Source organism: Lacibacter sp. H407 (assembly GCF_037892605.1).
GTDB lineage: Bacteria > Bacteroidota > Bacteroidia > Chitinophagales > Chitinophagaceae > Lacibacter.
Genome location: NZ_JBBKTU010000001.1, coordinates 4,169,039 through 4,188,278, shown reverse-complemented (window position 1 = coordinate 4,188,278; position 19,240 = coordinate 4,169,039). Strand labels below are relative to the sequence as shown.

The 19,240-nt window shown below is 40.8% G+C and carries 12 protein-coding genes; all 12 read left to right on the top strand.

From position 1 onward, the window contains the following. Nucleotides 1-61: 61 nt before the first annotated feature. Entirely contained in the window at nt 62-1,039 is a 978-nt protein-coding gene (locus tag WG989_RS18025; RefSeq protein ID WP_340431444.1) for a dihydrodipicolinate synthase family protein, read from the top strand. Between the two features lie 199 nt (nt 1,040-1,238). Further along, complete coding sequence (locus tag WG989_RS18020) at nt 1,239-3,410, top strand: sugar phosphate isomerase/epimerase family protein (protein WP_340431443.1); 2,172 nt, start codon at nt 1,239-1,241, stop codon at nt 3,408-3,410. Nucleotides 3,411-3,603: 193 nt separating this feature from the next. After that, nucleotides 3,604-6,117: an L-rhamnose mutarotase gene (locus tag WG989_RS18015; protein WP_340431442.1), complete on the top strand. Its 2,514-nt coding sequence runs from the start codon at nt 3,604-3,606 to the stop codon at nt 6,115-6,117. Nucleotides 6,118-6,206: 89 nt separating this feature from the next. Continuing rightward, the gene (locus WG989_RS18010; RefSeq protein ID WP_340431441.1) at nt 6,207-7,286 is read left to right on the top strand and encodes a Gfo/Idh/MocA family protein; all 1,080 of its coding nucleotides are present in this window, start codon (nt 6,207-6,209) and stop codon (nt 7,284-7,286) included. Nucleotides 7,287-7,419: 133 nt separating this feature from the next. Beyond that, nucleotides 7,420-9,009 carry a sodium:solute symporter family transporter gene (locus tag WG989_RS18005; RefSeq protein ID WP_340431440.1) on the top strand — a complete coding sequence of 530 codons (1,590 nt, stop codon included), beginning with the start codon at nt 7,420-7,422 and terminating at the stop codon, nt 9,007-9,009. 2 nt (nt 9,010-9,011) lie between these two features. Then, the gene (locus tag WG989_RS18000; protein ID WP_340431439.1) at nt 9,012-11,294 is read left to right on the top strand and encodes an alpha-L-rhamnosidase-related protein; all 2,283 of its coding nucleotides are present in this window, start codon (nt 9,012-9,014) and stop codon (nt 11,292-11,294) included. 1 nt (nt 11,295) lies between these two features. Further along, entirely contained in the window at nt 11,296-13,302 is a 2,007-nt protein-coding gene (locus WG989_RS17995) for an aceric acid hydrolase (RefSeq protein WP_340431438.1), read from the top strand. Between the two features lies 1 nt (nt 13,303). After that, on the top strand, nt 13,304-14,548 hold the full coding sequence (locus tag WG989_RS17990) for a ribulose-bisphosphate carboxylase large subunit family protein (protein ID WP_340431437.1): 1,245 nt from the start codon (nt 13,304-13,306) through the stop codon (nt 14,546-14,548). Next, nucleotides 14,535-15,854, top strand: a complete 1,320-nt coding sequence (locus tag WG989_RS17985) for a four-carbon acid sugar kinase family protein (protein WP_340431436.1) — start codon at nt 14,535-14,537, stop codon at nt 15,852-15,854. Before WG989_RS17990 ends, WG989_RS17985 begins: the two co-directional genes overlap by 14 nt. A 116-nt stretch (nt 15,855-15,970) precedes the next feature. After that, nucleotides 15,971-16,633: an aspartate/glutamate racemase family protein gene (locus WG989_RS17980; RefSeq protein ID WP_340431435.1), complete on the top strand. Its 663-nt coding sequence runs from the start codon at nt 15,971-15,973 to the stop codon at nt 16,631-16,633. A 14-nt stretch (nt 16,634-16,647) separates the two neighbouring features. Then, nucleotides 16,648-17,913 carry a bile acid:sodium symporter family protein gene (locus WG989_RS17975; RefSeq protein WP_340431434.1) on the top strand — a complete coding sequence of 422 codons (1,266 nt, stop codon included), beginning with the start codon at nt 16,648-16,650 and terminating at the stop codon, nt 17,911-17,913. 40 nt (nt 17,914-17,953) lie between these two features. Then, nucleotides 17,954-19,165, top strand: coding sequence for a glycoside hydrolase family 88/105 protein (locus WG989_RS17970; protein ID WP_340431433.1), 1,212 nt, complete (start codon nt 17,954-17,956; stop codon nt 19,163-19,165). The last annotated feature ends 75 nt before the right edge of the window (nt 19,166-19,240 follow it).

The following is a 19,240-nucleotide window of genomic DNA, read 5'->3' as shown; positions in this document are numbered from 1 at the left end:
AATGCAGCATTTTATAAAGGTTTGAATGATTGCACATTTATGCACTCAAAAAATGGTTGTTATGCCTGATAAAAAGTTTGTCCCGGTTATGATCACTCCATACGATCTCAAAGCAGAGGTTGACCTGGATGTGGTAACTACATTGATCGAATTTTATTTAGCTGCCGGTGTAAAAGGTTTCTTCGCCAACTGTCTCAGCAGCGAAATGTTCAGCATCACAGAAAATGAACGATTGAACCTGACTGCACATATTGTAAAACAGGTGAGAGGGCGTGTGCCTGTTGTTGCAACAGGTTCGTTTGGGCTCACCATTGCAGACAAAGCACTTTTCATTCGTAAAATTTATGATACGGGTATTGATGCTGCGATCATGATCACGGGGCACTTTGCAAAAGAAGAAGATAGTGATGATGTGTTGTTACGCAATTTTGAGCAACTGTTCCAGGCTACAGGTAATATTCCTTTGGGTATGTACGAATGTCCGGCACCATACAAACGTATCATCAGTCCAGATGTGTTCCGCCAATTACTTTCAGCAAATCGATTGACTTATCATAAGGATACTTCGATCACACATGAAAATGTGCAAGCGAAACTTGCGATATTGAAAGAGACGAATAACAGTATGGAGTTTTATGATGCACATACGCCCAATGCATCATTCAGTCTGCAACAGGGAGCGAAAGGCATGTCATCCATTTCTGGTAATTTTTATCCAGAAGTAATGGTGTGGATGGTGAACAATGCAACCAATCCCGATAAACAGGAAGAAGTGAAATGGTTACAGGAAGAGTTGACAAAAGTCGATCCGCTCATTCATATTGCATATCCCATGAGTGCAAAATATTTTTTACAAAAGCGGGGCTTGCCTGTAAGAACTATCAGTCGTGCCGTTGCAGCCAAGTTAACACCAGAACAACGCAATACGCTTGATGATATACATAGCCGCTTTGAACATTGGTGCGAACGGTTACAGATTCAGAAAGTGGATGTGCAATCATTTGCCGGTTCAGGTTTTAATGAAGAAAGTGTGTTTTAAAATAATAAATTGCAAGAAAGTGAATATGGGACAAGCTTCAGTTTTTTATAGCAACATCGTTGCGTCGCACTCTTGTACTGAAATACATGACTCATCCTTTTTTTCAATTCCAAGGAACACAACGATTTTCCACAAAGCGCACAAGCCCTTTTCTAATTTGCACTTTTGCGTGAAACCCTTTCTTCTTCTCTGTGCCTTCGTGTCTCTGTGGTTTAACTCCTTCGCACAACTCAACACCGATAATCAATACAGCAAACCTTTAAAGGAAGTATTGAACGATGTACAAAAGAAATACGGCGTTACCATCAAGTTTGTTGACAGTATGGTAAAGAACAAAATGGTTACCTATGCCGAATGGAAATATCGTCCCGATGTAGAAGTAACGCTTGATAATATTCTGAAGCCGCTTGAACTAAAAGTAAAAAAGGAAAAAGACAAGCAATACAAGTTAAGTGCTTATGAATATTACCGCTGGCCGGTCGAAGAGGGATGGGCAGAAATGGATCGTATTGCCGCACAATACAAAACAGTGGAAGAGTGGGAGAAACGAAAAGCAGAATTAAAACCCTGTTTAAAAGAAGCGTTGCAGTTAGATCATTTACCGGCAGCACCAAACAGTAAGCCAATCGTTACAGCTAAACGCATCTTCGATGGTTACACAGTAGAAAATATCGCTATCGAAATTTTACCCGGTGTATGGATCAACGGATCATTATACAAACCATTAAAGTATAAAGGCAAAATCCCTGTTATCTTAAATCCCGATGGTCATTGGGAAAAACAACGTTATCGTGCCGATTGTCAATACCGTTGTGCAGCAATGGCAAAGATGGGGGCAATGGCATTCAGTTACGATCTGTTTGCATGGGGCGAATCATTATTGCAATTCAATATTGAAGATCATCGCAGAAGTTTAGCAATGACCATACAGGCATTAGGCGCTATCCGTATTCTTGATTATTTACTGGCACAGAAGAATGCAGATACAAATCGTGTAGCCATTACCGGTGGCTCAGGTGGTGGCAGTCACACTGTGTTAATGACAGCATTGGATGATCGGATCAAAGTTTCTGCACCTGTTGTTTCATTGTCGTCTTATTTCTATGGCGGTTGTCCCTGCGAAAGCGGAATGAATATTCATGCTTGCGGTGGACGTACAAACAATGTAGAGATTTCGGCAATGGCAGCGCCTCGTCCCCAGTTGGTTGTAAGTGATGGTGGCGACTGGACAGATAAAATGCCTGAACATGATTTTCCTTATTTGCAAACCATGTACAGTTGGTACAACAAAAAAGAAAATGTAACCAATGTTCACTTGCCGCAAGACAAGCATGATTTCGGTATTACCAAACGTACACCTGTATATGAGTTCATGGCAAAACAGCTGGGTTTAAATATCAAAGCCATCCAGGATGCAAAAGGCAACATTGATGAATCAAAAATCACCATCGAGCCGGAGAATAGTTTGTTTGTGTTTGGTGACAATGGAGAAAAACTTCCTGCATATGCTGTAAAAGGGTTTGAAAATTTAGAACGTGTATTTGCAAATGAAGTAGAAATGGCAAGAACCAATCAGCGTTATAAAATCGGTTTGATCGATTTGATGTTACTCAAGCGCCAGAAACTTGGAGCCATTACTTTAACTGCGCAACTGAAAGCAGATGGAGTAGAAGTGGATATGGGAGGATTGGGCAATCGTCCAACATTCGATAATCAATTATTGATCGATAGCGTCCGCAATCAATTCATCCAAACAGCTAAAGAAAATAAAGTTGAGATATTCTGTCTGGCAATGACGGGTTACTATGCACAATCATTTTGCGGCCGTGCAGAATATATCCGCAGCATTGAAGACTGTATCAAAACCATGAAGCTGATGAATGTAAAACATGCATTCCTGCCATTGGGTGTGCAGTGTGATATCAAAAAGAATCCAGCCATTCGTGATTCAGTGATTGCACGATTAAAAGTTGCAGGTAAGCTGGCTGAAGAAGCAGGTGTTATCATCGGTATTGAAACTTCACTCACTGCAAAAGAAGAAGTGGAGTTGCTGAAACAGATCGGTTCACCAGCAATTAAAATTTATTTCAACTTTTCCAATCCTTTAAAAGAAGGCAGAGACCTCATCAGCGAAATAAAAATTCTCGGTAAAGACCGTATCAGCATGATCCATGCTACTAATAAAGACAGTGTTTGGTTAGAGAACGATCCGCAAATAGATATGTACAAAGTGAAAAAGACATTGGATGAAATTGGTTGGAGTGGTTGGTTGGTGATTGAACGTAGCAGGGATGCAAAGAAACCCTCCGATACCAAGTTTAATTACGGAGCGAATACGGCTTATTTGAAGAAGGTTTTCCAAGGTGAGTAATACATTTAGCAGGGCGCTACCGGGCTGAATTGTTTTCTTCACGCCTTACCAACTTCCCGGCGAGCCCCAAAACAGGAAAATCGTCCATCATTATAGCAAATACACACATTTTTAAGGGGCGCAAACAAGGGTACATTTATCAGCGTAAAGGCCTGCTTTTGAGGCAGGTTAGAAAGCGCCAACTGTATTTGGAATGAAACGATTGCACTCCTGCCTGTTTATCTGTTTTTTACTGGTTGCCCAATTTGTGGCAGCTGCAGACATTTATGTTTCCCCCACTGGTTCCGATCGTAATGATGGTTCAAAAGAAAAACCTTTTGCCACACTCAACATGGCGTTACGTAAAGCAAGGGAATTGCGCAGGTTGAATGATGCGACGATTAAAGACGGTATTCATATTATTTTACGGGGTGGTAATTATCAGGTTCTGGAAACCATTGTTATAAAACCGGAAGATAGCGGTACACGTGAAAGTTCCACCTATATTGAAGCAGCCCCAAACGAAAATCCTATTTTAAGCGGCGGTGTACAAATCCGCAATTGGAAGAAAGTAACAACTGCTGTCAATGGGTTGCAAAAAAATAGTCAGTCAAAAATTTGGGTCGCCGATGTGCCGCAGGTCAATGGCAGCGATTTTAACTTTCGCCAATTGTGGGTGAATGATGTGAAAGCAGTGCGGGCTAAATCTTCCAATGGCGATGCGATGCTCCGCATTTTGAACTGGAACAAAGCAGAAGCGGCATGTGTGATACCAACACTTCCATTTATCAACTTAGAAAAAACAAACGGCCTTGAATTATTTATTCATCAATGGTGGGAGATTGCCAACCTGCGGGTGAAGAAAGTACAGGTGATGGGCGACAGTACGAAACTGTTTTTTCATCAACCCGAAAGTAAAATACAAAACGAACATCCATGGCCTGCGCCCTGGCTGAGTAAAGAAACCGGCAACTCGGCTTTTTATTTAACGAATGCCATTCAGTTTTTAGATGAACCCGGTGAATGGTATTTAGATAAAGCCAATAAGAAAATTTATTACTGGCCACGCAACAATGAAAATTTAGCAACTGCAAAAGCAGTAGCGCCATTTACAGAAACATTGATCAGTGTTGAAGGAACAATTGATAACCTTGTTAAGAATTTGGTCATCGAAGGAATTTCTTTTCAGCATACCGGTTGGTTGCGTCCGTCGCTGCAAGGACATGTGCCGCATCAGGTAGGTTTGTATATGACGGAAGCATACAAATTAAGACCTGTAGGTACAAAAGAGAAACCGGGATTAGATAACCAGGCATGGGTGGGCAGACAAGCAGCTGCAGTGGAATTGAGTTATGCTATTCGTACAAGAATCAAGAACTGTTCTTTCCTTCACTTAGCTGCAACTGGTATTGATTTGAAAAAAGGAGTGCAGGATAATATGACGAAGAATAATTTGTTCAGTGATATTGGTGGCACGGCTATACTCGCTGGTAATTATGGTGATGAAGGTAGAGAAATTCATTTGCCCTTTGATCCGAAAGATAACCGAGAGAAATGCGATGTGATTTTTGTTGAAAATAATTTTATTACAAATGCCACGAATGAAGACTGGGGTGCTGTAGGTATTGGCTGTGGTTTTGTGAGCAGAACAAGTATCCGTCATAATGAAATTGAAAACGTATCGTACAGCGGTATCAGTTTAGGTTGGGGATGGTCACCCGATCAGAATATGATGAAGGATAACAGGATCGTTGCTAACAAGATTCATCATTACGGCAAATGGAATTATGATTGCGCCGGTATTTATACATTGAGTGCACAACAGAATTCCATTATTGAAGATAATTACATCGACAGTATTTATAAATCGCCCATTGCTCATTTGCCATCACACTGGTTTTATATTTATACAGATGAAGGTTCATCGCATTTCAATGTAAAAAATAACTGGACGCCTTCTCAGAAGTATTTACAGAATGCCAATGGTCCGGGCAATGTGTGGAGCAATAATGGTCCACAAGTGCACGATAGTGTAAAGCAAAATGCAGGGCTGGGGAAGAGCTTTCAATATTTGACCGCTAACAAAACTGCAAAGACAGGTATCATCAACGAAGAACATAACGAAGTAGTTGAACTGGTGGTGAAAGATGGCATGCAGTTGAATTTACCCAAACTGAAAGAATTGCTGGCGAAGAATAACATGGACAGCAATGCCATTTATCATTGGCAGAATCATTATGTCATCTTTGATAAAGTGCAGGACATTGGCGTGATGCAGGGCCGCATTGCAAATAATTTTCCAGAAGCAGAAGTAAGAGTTTATCACGACATGTTTTACGAATACAGCAAGAAAAAACATTGTACGGATAAAACAGTTTCGAAGGAGTGGGAGAATATCATCCTCACTGCAAATCTTGTTGCTGATGAAAAGATGCAGAAAGAATATCTAAACTATCATGCCATACAGTTTGAAAAATGGCCGGAGATCTCAAAAGGTTTTTGCAATGCCGATTTTCAACAATTATTGCTGTTCAGAAATGGACGAAAGTTGATGTTGATCATCAGTATACCCAAAGGAGAGAGTTTGGATAAGTTGAATCCAAGAACAACAGTCAACAATCCACGGGTAGATGATTGGAATAAGATCATGAAAAAATATCAGGAAGGAATTAAAGGAACAAAGCCGGGTGAGACTTGGGTGTTCTTGAAGCAAATGAATAATGAATAATGAGTGATGAATGATGAATGATGAGTAACCCTGACGGCGGTTGCAAACCTCGGCAGCGGTTTAGTTGAAATATATAAATCGAACGAATTATGTTGACTATCGGAATTTTAGGAGTTGGTGAAGGCCGCAGTACCATGAGTGCAGCTTTGCAAAGCAAAAAGCTGCATCTCAAAATCATTTGCGATCGCAATGAAGAGTTATGCAAACAACGTTGCAAGGAATTTGATTTTAATAGTTATACAACCAACTACGAAGATCTGCTCAACGATGAAGAGATCGACATCATTGCAATTTATACTCCCGATCATCTGCATGCCGATCATATCAAACAGGCATTGCTACATGGAAAGCATGTAGTGTGCACAAAACCATTTATCGATGATTTGAGCAGGGCAAAAGAATTACTGGAGTTGCAACTGCAAACAGGTAAAAAAGTTTTCGTTGGACAAAGCTCACGTTTCTTTGAACCATACAAACGTCAACGCAAAGATTTTGAAGCAGGAGAGATCGGTGAACTCATCACAATCGAAAGTCATTACAACGCCGATCATCGTTGGTTTTTGGAAAAGAAATGGGCATTGGAAGATTCATTCAAATGGTTGTATGGTGGATTAAGTCATCCTGTAGATTTTATCCGTTGGTATTTGCCCAACATTGAAGAAGTGATGGGCTATGGTATGATCAGCAGCAATGGAAAAACTGCAGGTTTGAAAAACGAAGATACAATGCACTTCATCTTCAAAGCAACCGATGGTCGTATTGCAAGAGTGAGCGGAAGTTACACAGGCCCAACACAACCAACTAAACGGGATAGTGGCATGAGCTGTGTGCTGCGTGGTACATTAGGAGCATCACAGGCCGATTATCATGAGCTGCGTTATTCCATCACCGACAAAACAGGTGAAGAAAAAATTATTCATTGGGGTGACAGCACATTGAAATACTATTTCCGTTTCGAAGGTCAGAGTCATCATGCAGGAGAGTACCAGAATTACCTGGAATACTTTGTTGATTCAATTGAACAAAATTTCACCGCTTATCCCAACATGCAGGAAGGAATTGGAACCGTGGCGTTGCTGCAGGCAATGGATAAGAGTTTGAAAACCGGTGCGCCAGTAAAGATCAAAGACATTTGTCAGAACTATGATTTATTGGATTTGTGGGATTAACAGGAATTAAATCCTATAAATCAAAACAATCCCATGAATCCCGGTTCAGATAATTGGTGAATAAATAACAAGACGAGGAAGTGAGTGACACAACGAAGATGCAACAAGCACAAGAGCAGGTAACAAAAAATCAATGAATAAAATTTACGATAAGCTTACGCAAATTGATTTTGCCATTGTCGCAATTTATCTTATTGCGTTGCTGGCTATTGGTTATATCGCCAGTTTCCGCAACAAGAAAAAAGATGAAACGCTGTTCATGGCTGGCAATTCGCTCAACTGGTACAACATTGGGTTCAACATGTGGGGAACAAATGTTGGCCCTTCATCATTACTTGCATTTGCAAGCATTGGTTTTTCGGCAGGTATCGTGGGTGGAAATTTTGAATGGTATGCGTTTGTTTTTTTAACGCTGCTGGCAATGGTGTTTGCTCCACGTTACATTGCAAGTAAGGTAAGTACCATGCCCGAGTTTATGGGCAAACGTTATGGAAAAAGTACACAGGATATTTTAGCAGGCTATGCATTGATAAAAATTCTCATCAGCTGGCTGAGCCTTGGTTTATTCAGCGGCGGAATTTTAGTTCGGCAAATATTAGGTATACCCATGTGGCAATCAACAATAGTGCTCGTTGCATTCTCCGGTTTGTTTACCTACATGGGTGGTTTAAAAGCTATTGCAAAAGTGAATGTGTTTCAAATGATCTTATTGATCATCGTTTCTCTGGCACTAACGTTTATCGGTTTGCAAAAGCTTGGTGGAATTTCTGCCTTAATTGCCAAAACACCTAGTCATTTCTGGAATTTAATTCATCCAGCAACCGATCCCGGTTATCCGTGGCACGCATTGTTGCTGGGTTATCCGGTATCAGCCGTTGCATTTTTCTGTACCGATCAGAGTATGGTGCAAAGTGTATTGGGTGCAAAGAATTTAAAACAGGGACAGCTCGGTGTAAACTTTATCGGCTGGTTAAAAGTATTGGCATTACCCATGTTTATTCTACCGGGCATTTTGTGCTTTGCATTGTTCCCCGATTTAACTGATGATAAGTTAGCCTACATGACGATGGTAACAAATCTCTTTCCTTCAGGATTGAATGGGTTGGTGATTTGTGTGTTGATCGCTGTATTGGTGGCAACCATTGGTTCCTCCTTGAATGCATTGAGCACGGTGTTTACAAAAGATATTTATGTCAACAATATCAATCCAAAGGCAACTGTGAAACAACAGATCAATGTTGGTCGCTACACTGTTATTGCAGGTTGTGTGCTTGCTGTGTTAATGGCTATTGCGTTGGATAATGTAAAAGGTAAAACGCTGTTCGATATTTTTCAATCGATACTTGGTTACCTCGCACCGCCATTAGCAGTTACTTTTTTATTGAGTGTATTCTGGAAACGCACAACCAAGCTGGCCGTGAATTTAATTTTATCAGTCGGTTCTGCATTCAGCTTGTTTGTTGGTATGCTCAACTTGTGGATATTACCTCCCGATGCTGCAACAGGCGAAAACACATGGTGGCCTCATTATTTCCTCATCTCGTTCTATATATTCCTTGTTTTGTTTGTCGCAGCTATCGTCATTTCATTGGTAGATAAAAACAAAGTAACGGCCGCCATCGAAACAGCGCCTTTACCAAAAACAGATAAGCAGGTAAAGATTCTGTTTGTTTTATTAGGACTTGTTATACTATCTCTTTACATTATTTTCAATGGTCATTAAATATGAAGAAGAATATTTTGCTCACCAGCTCTATTGCTACTATGATACTTCGGTTGTGTCACTCACTTGTACGTTCTGTTCGTTATGCAGCGAATAGTACAACTAAGACTCAAAGTCATAAAGTTTCACGAAGTAAAGCCTTTGTGTTTCTCTGTGTCCTCTGTGCCTCTGTGGTTCAAAGCAACGCTCAAACCTGGATCTGGTATCCCGGCGATTTTGAAATAAATCTTTCAAACAAAGTACAGAACCGTCGTACCGAACGTGGCACGTTCTTTCCCGTGTTCTGGAAAATGGATAACCATTATGTGCTTATGGATTTTCATAAAGTGTTTGATGTGCCTGCACCTGAAACAGTTGATATTTATGTAGAAGGCGAATACAATGTAAAGCTCGATGGCAAAGCATTTGAAGGAAGTCCGAAACGCATTACTGTTCCGGCAGGTAAACATAAGATCAATATCAAAGTTTTTAACCAGGCCAACGTGCCTGCCATTTATGTAAAAGGAAAAACAATTGTATCGGATGCATCATGGTTGGTAACATTCGAAGACAAAGAGTGGATCGATGAAACAGGAAAAACATCCGATATCTCTGCTACCAAGTGGCTCAATGCCGGAAGCTGGAATTTTAATTCGCCTACACAATTGCCTTCACAGTTTACATTGCCGATCAAAAAACAATCAGCAGTATCAACCGTAAAAGGAAAGAACTCCATGCTGGTTGATTTTGGAAAAGAAACTCTCGGCTTTATTAAACTGCATGGGGTAAAAGGCAAGGGTAAGTTGTCGGTTTACTATGGCGAATCAAAAGAAGAAGCCTTATCAACCGAACATTGCGAAGCGTTGGACAGGGTAGATGTAAGCAATGCAGTAAAGAAAGACCAAACCATGAAGCTGTCGAAAGCCTATCGTTTTGTAAATGTGCAATACGATGCGGGTGTAATACTCGATTCGGTTTCGATGCTCTACGAGTATGCCGACGTAAAACAACGTGGCAGCTTTACTTGTAACGATGCAGAGATTAATCGTATTTACGATGTAGCGAAATATACATTTGAACTGAACACAAGAGAGTTTTTTATTGATGGTATTAAACGTGACCGTTGGGTATGGAGTGGTGATGCTTACCAGAGCTATCTGATGAATTATTATCTCTATTTCGATAAGGAAACAGTGACAAGAACAATTTATGCCTTGCGTGGTAAAGATCCGGTGACTGGTCATATCAATACCATTATGGATTATACCTTTTACTGGTTCCTCGGCATTTATGATTATTATCTCTACACAGGTGATAAGAGTTTTATTTCGCAGAACTATGATCGTATGAAAACACTGATGGATTATGTGCTGGCCCGTCGTAACAAAGATGGGTTAATGGAATGGATGCCCGGCGACTGGATCTTTATTGACTGGGCTGCTGGTCTCAGTAAAAAAGGCGAAGTAAGTTTTGAACAGTTGCTATTGGCACGAAGTCTTGAAACAATGGCTCTTTGTGCCAACATTGCCAATGATAAAGATGCAGCAGCACAATACAATACATTGGCTGCAGATATGAGTACTAAATTATTCAGCATTTACTGGAACGATACAAAGCAAGCGTTGGTGCATAGTCGTGTTGATGGTAAGCAAACAGAGAATTTAACCCGTTACGCCAACATGTTCTCCATCTTCTTCGATTATTTTAATCAGCAGCAAAAGCAACAGGTAAAAACTTCGGTGCTGTTGAATGATAATATTCAGAAGATCACTACACCTTATATGCGTTTCTATGAACTGGAAGCATTGTGTGCTTTGGGAGAACAGAATTATGTGTTGAAAGAAATGAAAGACTATTGGGGCGGTATGTTGAAGCTGGGTGCAACGAGTTTCTGGGAAGAATATAATCCAGCCAAACAAGGGACAGAACATTATGCGATGTATGGCAGGGAGTTTGGCAAAAGTTTATGTCATGCGTGGGGCGCAAGTCCGTTGTATTTGCTTGGCAAGTATTATCTCGGTGTAAAACCAACTGCACCGGGTTATGTGGCGTACCTTGTTGAACCAAACCTCGGCGGACTTGAATGGATGCAGGGCAAAGTGCCAACACCAAACGGAGACATTGAATTGTATGTAAGTAAAGAGCAGGTGAAGATCAAAGCTGCAACTGGTGAAGGAACCATCCGTCTCAAAAGCAAAACACAACCTTCCGGCAACAATGTGACAGCAGTTGCAAAAGGAAATGATGTATACGAGATCACAGTGAAAACCGGAACAGAATATACAATCAACTATAAAGCGCTGTAAGATGAAAAGGCTAAGTGCAATTTTGTTACTGACTGTTTTATTCCTGAATCAAACTTCAGCACAAACAAGTTTGGTCAATACGCAAGGCAGCAGTTATGCAAAGCTTACCGGTGTAGGAATGAGTGATGTACAGTGGACGAAAGGTTTTTGGGCCGAACGTTTTGCTGTTTGTCGAGATGCGATGTTGCCGCAGCTTTGGCAAACTTATACCAGCAAAGACATCTGTTATTCGTTTCAGAATTTCAGAGTGGCTGCAGGTTTGGATACCGGACGTTTTCGTGGTCCTTCGTTTCATGATGGTGATTTTTATAAAACACTGGAAGCTGTTGCAGCTATGTATGCATCAACCAAAGATCCGCAGCTGGAGAAATGGATGGATGAAGCGATTGATGTGATCGGTAAAGCACAAAAGCAGGATGGTTATATCTATACCAAGAATATTATTGAGCAAAAGAAATCAGGCAAAGAAAAAATGTTCGATGATCAGTTGAGTTTTGAAGCGTACAACTTCGGTCATTTGATGACAGCGGCCTGTGTGCATTACCGTGCAACAGGTAAAGCAACTTTGCTCAACATTGCAAAAAAAGCTGCTGACTTTCTTATTGGGTTTTATAGTTCAGCTTCACCTGAATTAGCAAGGAATGCGATTTGTCCTTCGCATTACATGGGCTTAACAGAATTGTATCGCACAACAAACGATAAAAAGTATTTAGATCTTGTTATTCATCTCATCAACATCCGTGGTACGGTTGAAGGGACTGATGATAACAGCGACCGTGCACCATTCCGTGAAATGAATAAAGTGGTTGGTCATGCTGTACGTGCAAATTATTTATTTGCAGGTGTTGCCGATGTGTATGCAGAAACAGGCGATGCAACCTTAATGAACACGTTGAACAAAATGTGGAGTAACGTCATCAACACAAAAATGTACGTAACCGGTGGTTGCGGTGCGTTGTATGATGGTGTGAGTGTTGATGGTACTGCTTACAAACCGGATACTGTTCAAAAAGTACATCAGAGTTATGGACGGGATTATCAATTGCCAAACTTCAGTGCACACAATGAAACCTGCGCCAACATTGGCAATGTGTTATGGAACTGGCGCATGTTTTTATTAACCGGCGAAAGCAAGTATGCAGATATTGTTGAACTCACTTTATACAACAGCGTATTGAGCGGTGTAAGCATGGATGGATCTAAATATTTTTATACCAACCCATTGGCATCAACAACAGACTATCCTTATCATCTTCGCTGGGAAGGCGGCCGTATTCCTTATATCAGCAAATCGAATTGCTGTCCACCGAATGTGGTACGCACAATTGCAGAAGTAAACAGTTATATGTACAGCATTGGTGAAAAAGGTTTGTACATTAATATGTATGGCGGCAATACGCTTGCAACAGAATTGCATGATGGTACAAAAATCAAACTGGAACAGACGACTAATTATCCATGGAGTGGAAATGTTTCACTCCATGTAAAAGAGTTATCAAAAAATGGAACGAAAGTTTTCATTCGTATTCCGGGTTGGTGCAAACGCTATGATCTAAAACAAAATGGAAAAGTTGTTACAGCTAAAAAAGAAAATGGATTTGTTGAGTTAACAGTAAAAGCAAATGACAAACTGGAGCTCAATATGGATATGCCTGCAACACTCATCGAAAGCAATCCATTGGTAGAAGAAACAAGAAACCAGGTAACGGTGAAGCGTGGGCCAGTTGTTTATTGCCTCGAATCAAGTGATCTGCCGCAACAAAAAGTATTTGATGTGGTGATTCCTTCAAACATTAAACTGCAACCTGTTGCGATGAAAATTGATAATGGAAATGTAATGGCATTAACCGGAGAAGCAAGACTGCTTGATCAGAATCAATGGAATAATACTTTGTATAAAGAAGTAAATACAAAACTCAAACCTGTCAACATAAAACTCATTCCTTACTATGCCTGGGCAAACAGGGGGAAGGCGGACATGACGGTTTGGTTGCCTTTAATGCGATAACATGGAACGGATAACAGCAACATATTTTATTGAAACGCCGTATGCACCGGAGAAGGCTGCAGCGGTGTTGGCAGGTGAACAATCATCAGGAACATTTGTAGCGGTGCCCGGTGAAACAGAAGAACTCAAACAACGTTTTGCAGCAAGAGTGGAATCGGTTGAGGTATTGGAAACAGTAAATGAACCAGCCATTCCCGGTGCAACAAGTAAGGATGGCAAGTATCACCGTGCTATTGTGAAAGTATCGTGGAGTATTGAAAATTTTGGAACCAATCTGCCGGTGATGGTTTCAACATTGCAGGGAAATTTATACGAGATCACCCAGTTCACAGGTTTGAAGTTGATGGATATTGAGCTGCCTGCGTCATTCGGAGAAAAGTTCAAAGGTCCTGCATTTGGTATTGAAGGTTGCAGAACATTAACAGGAGTGCAGGATCGACCGTTGATCGGTACGATCATCAAGCCATCGATTGGATTGTCAGTTGAACAAACTGCATCGATGGTGAAAACATTAGCGGAAGCAGGAATTGATTTTGTAAAAGATGATGAACTGCTTTCGTCATCTGCCAATTCAAATTTTAATGATCGTGTTGATGCAGTGATGAATGTCATTAATGCACATGCAGATAAAACAGGTAAGAAAGTAATGTATGCATTCAACCTGAGTGGTGAAGTAGATGAAATGCTGAAACGTTATGAGAAGATCGTTAACAGTGGCGGTACCTGTGCTATGATCAGCATTAACAGTGTTGGGTTGGCAGGTGCAAAAAAAATTATGGATCAACGTCAGCTGGCAATTCATGCTCACCGTAATGGTTGGGGAATGATGACAAGACATCCGTTGCTGGGGATTGATTATAAAGCCTATCAAAAAATATGGCGATTGGCAGGTGCAGATCAAATGCATGTGAACGGGATACAAAATAAATTCTGGGAGAGTGACGATAGTGTGGTGGCTTCAATTGAAGCATGCTTAACAAAAATGTTCGATCATAAAACTGTCGTGCCGGTTGTATCATCAGGACAGTGGGGTGGACAGGCATTTGAAACATACAGAAGAACAAAAACAGTTGATCTGTTATACATGGCCGGTGGTGGTATTATGGCGCACCCGATGGGAGCAGCGGCAGGCGTAGTGGCTTTGCAGCAGGCATGGAAAGCGGCTGTTGATGGATCAACATTGGAAGATGCAGCGAAACAGTATAAAGAGTTTGCAGCAGCTGTTGAAAAATTTGGAAAGAAATAAATTGAATCAAAAACAAAACATATTACTCGCTTTTTACGGTGATGATTTCACCGGTAGTACCGATGCATTGGAATTTATTACACGTGCAGGTGCAAAAGCTATGCTGTTCATTGAACAGCCAACAGCAGAACAGTTGCAACAGTTTCCGCAATTGGATGTAATTGGCGTGGCGGGCAAAACAAGATCATTATCACCTGTGCAAATGAAAGAGATATTGATCCCGGCATTTGAACAGTTGAAAGCGAGTGGCGCAAAGCAGGTGCATTATAAAGTTTGCTCAACGTTTGATTCATCACCTGCAGTTGGAAGCATTGGTAAAGCGATCGATTGTGGTGCTGAAGTGTTTCAGAATAAATTAATACCGGTGTTGGGTGGAGCTCCATCGCTCGGAAGATATTGTGTGTTTGGTAATTTGTTTGCTCGTATGGGTATTGGTAGTAATGGAAAAATTTATCGGTTGGATCGTCATCCATCGATGAGTAAACATCCTGTAACACCAGCTGATGAAAGTGATCTGCGTTTGCATATCGGTAAACAAACGAATAGGAAAATCGGATTGATTGATATTGCACAAATTGAACAACCAATAAAACAATGGGCTGAATCAATAACAGATGAAGAAGTGGTGCTGGTTGATGTAATGAACGAATTCCAATTAATAAAGATCGGAGAGTGGATGGAAACACTTGAAGAAAATGAAACATTGTTCAGCGTTGGTGGTTCAAGTGTGGAAGCGGCATTAGGTAATTACTGGAATGAAAATAAAATATTGAATCCAGTTACTGCATGGAAGCATCCGGGTAAAGCGGAGTCGCTGTTGGTGATATCAGGAAGTTGCTCACCTGTTACTGCTGCACAAATTGAATGGGCGAAGGCAAATGGTTTTGCTGAAGTGGTGCTGGATGCAATGAGAATTGCAAATGAGGATACGATTGATGCTTCAATAGGGGATCATGTAGCGATGTTATTACAGGAACAGAAGAAAGTAATTGTTCATACTGGAGCAAAAGAGCTGGAGAATCTTTCATCGAAGAAACTGGGGACTGCATTGGGCAGGATTGCAAAGCAAGCGGTGATGCACACAAATGTGAAACGTGTGGTAGTAGCCGGTGGAGATACAAGCAGTTATGCAGCAAGAGCAATGGAGATTGATGCGGTTGAAATGATTGCCCCTTTGGTGAGTGGCGCACCATTATGCAAAGCTTATTCGAAGAATGAAAAGATCAACGGACTGGAGGTGAATTTCAAAGGCGGACAAGTGGGTGCAGAGAATTACTTCGAAGTGTTATTGAATGGTGAGTTATGAATGGTCAATTGTGAATGGTGAATAGAATTGCTGAACGATGAAGAGTGCGACGCAACAGAAGAAAGATAGTAGCACTGATGTTCGAAACATAAAAATTAAATCATACAACAAACGATATGTCACAAAAAACTTTAGGATTGGTTCACACATCGGCAACGTTAGTGCCTGTGTTTGCAGACTTGTGTAAAAAATATTTACCGAATGTAAAAGTATTCAACATTGTTGACGATAGTTTGATCAAGAATACCATTGCACGTAATGAACTAACTCCAGATACTTCGAAACGGGTAGTGAACTATGCAGCATCGGCACAGGAAGCAGGCGCTGATTTTATTTTGTTTACCTGTTCATCAATAGGGCCTGCAGTTGAAACAGCAGCAACATTAACAGGTGTGCCCGTGTTGCGGGTAGATCAACCAATGGCCGACAAAGCTGTTGCAACAGGAAAGAAGATCGGCGTAGTAGCAACACTATCAACGACATTAAATCCCACAAGCGATTTGGTGAGAAGAAGAGCGGCTGTTGCAGGAAAAGAAATTGAATTGAAAGCTGTTTTATGTGAAGGCGCATTTGAAGCATTGATGAGCGGCGATGCAGCAACACACGATAAAAAAGTAGGAGATGCTTTAAAACAATTAGCCAATGAAGTAGATGTGATCGTATTGGCGCAGGCAAGCATGGCAAGAGTAGTGGATACATTAACCGAAGCAGAAAAGAAAGTGCCGATATTGGCGAGTCCGCCAATTGCAATGGAATACTTAGCAACAATTATAAAATAACAGGATTGCTTGTAATGAAAAATTCAGGTAAACTTTTTTTACTGTTAAGTGGCATTGCTGCAGTTGTGTTGCTCGTTGGCATTGCAATGCAGAATGCAGCTTTGTATAAACCTTTTGCAATTGGAACAGCAGTTTGTTTAGCAATCGGCTTGGGTTCAGTGCCCTCGTTAAAAGGTTATCAGTATACCGCATGGATCATTGCGGCTGTTGTTGCAGGTATGGTTTTTCCGGAAGCATTTAAAAACTGGGGAGGCGTAAACCTTCGGGATAAAACATTGATCCTTGTCATTATTCAACTCGTGATGTTCGGCATGGGAACGCATATGAGTTTAAAAGACTTCAGTGGATTGGCATCAACAGGTAAAGGTGTATTGGTTGGATTGTTTTGTCATTTCTCCATTATGCCTTTGATGGGCTTGCTGCTCACGAAAGTTTTTCAATTTGAACCGGAGATCGCTGCCGGAATTATTTTGATCGGCAGTTGTAGCAGCGGGTTGGCAAGTAATGTAATGGTATACCTGGCAAAAGCAAACCTTGTCTTGAGTGTTATTGTAACAGCAATGGCAACATTAGTAGCGCCGTTGCTAACACCATTACTGATGAAAACGTTAGCAGGTACATTGATCGAAATAAAATTTTTAGACATGATGATGGAGATCATCAAGATCGTATTGGTGCCGATCGGCGCAGCGTTGTTGCATGATTTTCTGAAACGGGCTTCGTCAACGCAGAAAAAGAAAGTAAACATCATTACTATTTTTTCTGCTCTATGGATTGCTGTGATTATTTTCTTCTTACAAAAGAATATCAGTGATGCGGGGTTGTTACAAAGTATAACTCTCTCAGGATTTTTCGCAGGTGCTGTTATTGCCGGTGTGTTGTATCATTGGCTATGGGTAAAGTTTCCAAAGCTTGATAGCATTATGCCATTAATCTCGATGTTTGGTATTATTTATTTTACAACGGTAACAACTGCAGCAGGAAGAGAAAATTTGATGAAAGTGGGTGTGTTGTTATTTATTGCATCGGTTATTCATAATGCAGCCGGTTACTTTTTTGGTTACTGGCTGAGTCGTTTGTTTGGGATGGACAAAAATTCAAGTCGCACCATTGCCTTTGAAGTAGGTTTGCAAAACGGTGGAATGGCAAGTGGTATTGCAGGCAGCATGGGTAAGTTGGGAACAGTTGGCTTGGCAGCGGCGGTGTTTAGTCCGTGGATGAATATCAGCGGAAGTTTATTAGCTAACTATTGGAGAAGAAGACCCGTTGAACCACAATGACAGGAAGACACAAAGGAGCACAAAGATTAAATCAACATACATGAAACAGATACTTGTTTTACTGATGCTTGTTGTTGCATTCAATTCGAATGCACAGATTGAGTACGCCAAGCAAATGGCTGCTACGATCATGAAGCAATACAAAGATTCAATGGTGGTGAAAAAATATGCCAGTCATTTGGAACAGGATAAATTACCTACGGGTGATCGTCCTGCGAACTGGAATTATGAAATAGGCGTTGTGCTGATGGGCTTTGAACGTTTGTGGAAGATGACGAATGATCAAACCTATATCGATTATACCAAACACATCGTTGATCATTTTATTACTGCAGATGGAAAGATCCGTACGTATGTAATGGATGAATACAACAGTGATAATATTCCTCCGGGCAGACAACTATTGCGATTACATGAATTATATAAAGAAGAGAAATACAAAATTGCTGCACAAACATTGCGTGACCAGATCAGTATTCAGCCACGTAACAAAGTGGGTGGCTTCTGGCATAAGTTGAAATACCCTTCACAAATGTGGTTGGATGGTTTATATATGATCGAACCTTTTTATGCAGAGTATGCGGTTGTGAATAAACAACAACAGGATTTCAACGATGTCATCAACCAGTTTGTGTGGATGGAAAAATACAGTCGTGATGCAAAGACAGGATTGTTATATCATGGTTGGGATGAAAGCAAACTGCAAGGCTGGGCAAATAAACAAACAGGTGTATCGCCTGAGTTCTGGAGCCGCAGCATGGGTTGGTATATGATGGCTTTGGCGGATGTGCTCGATTTTATTCCTGCTACTCATCCAAGACGAAAAGAATTGATCTCTATTTTGAATCGTCTTTCAACTGCTATTGTAAAATTCCAGGATGCAAAGAGTGGTGTGTGGTGGCAGGTAACTGATAAAGCGAATAAAGAAAAGAATTATCTCGAATCATCGGGTACGGCCATGTTTGTATTTGCATTGGCAAAAGGCATTCGTATGAATTATCTGCCTGCAACATTCAATGCGCCTTTACAAAAAGCATACAAGGGCATGATCAAAGAATTTGTAACAACAGATGCAAATGGTCAGTATCATTTTATACAGGCTGTGGCAGGTGCAGGTTTAGGTGGCATACCTTATCGTGATGGTACGTATGAATATTATGTGAACGAACCGAGAAGAGATGATGATCTGAAAGCGATCGGGCCGTTTATCCAGGCATGTATTGAAATGGATCTGTTGAAAAAGAAAAAGTAAAATGAAAGAAGAAAAGAAGAATAGAACCACAAAGTCGCAAAGGCACAAAGTAACACGAAGAAATTTCTTTGTGCT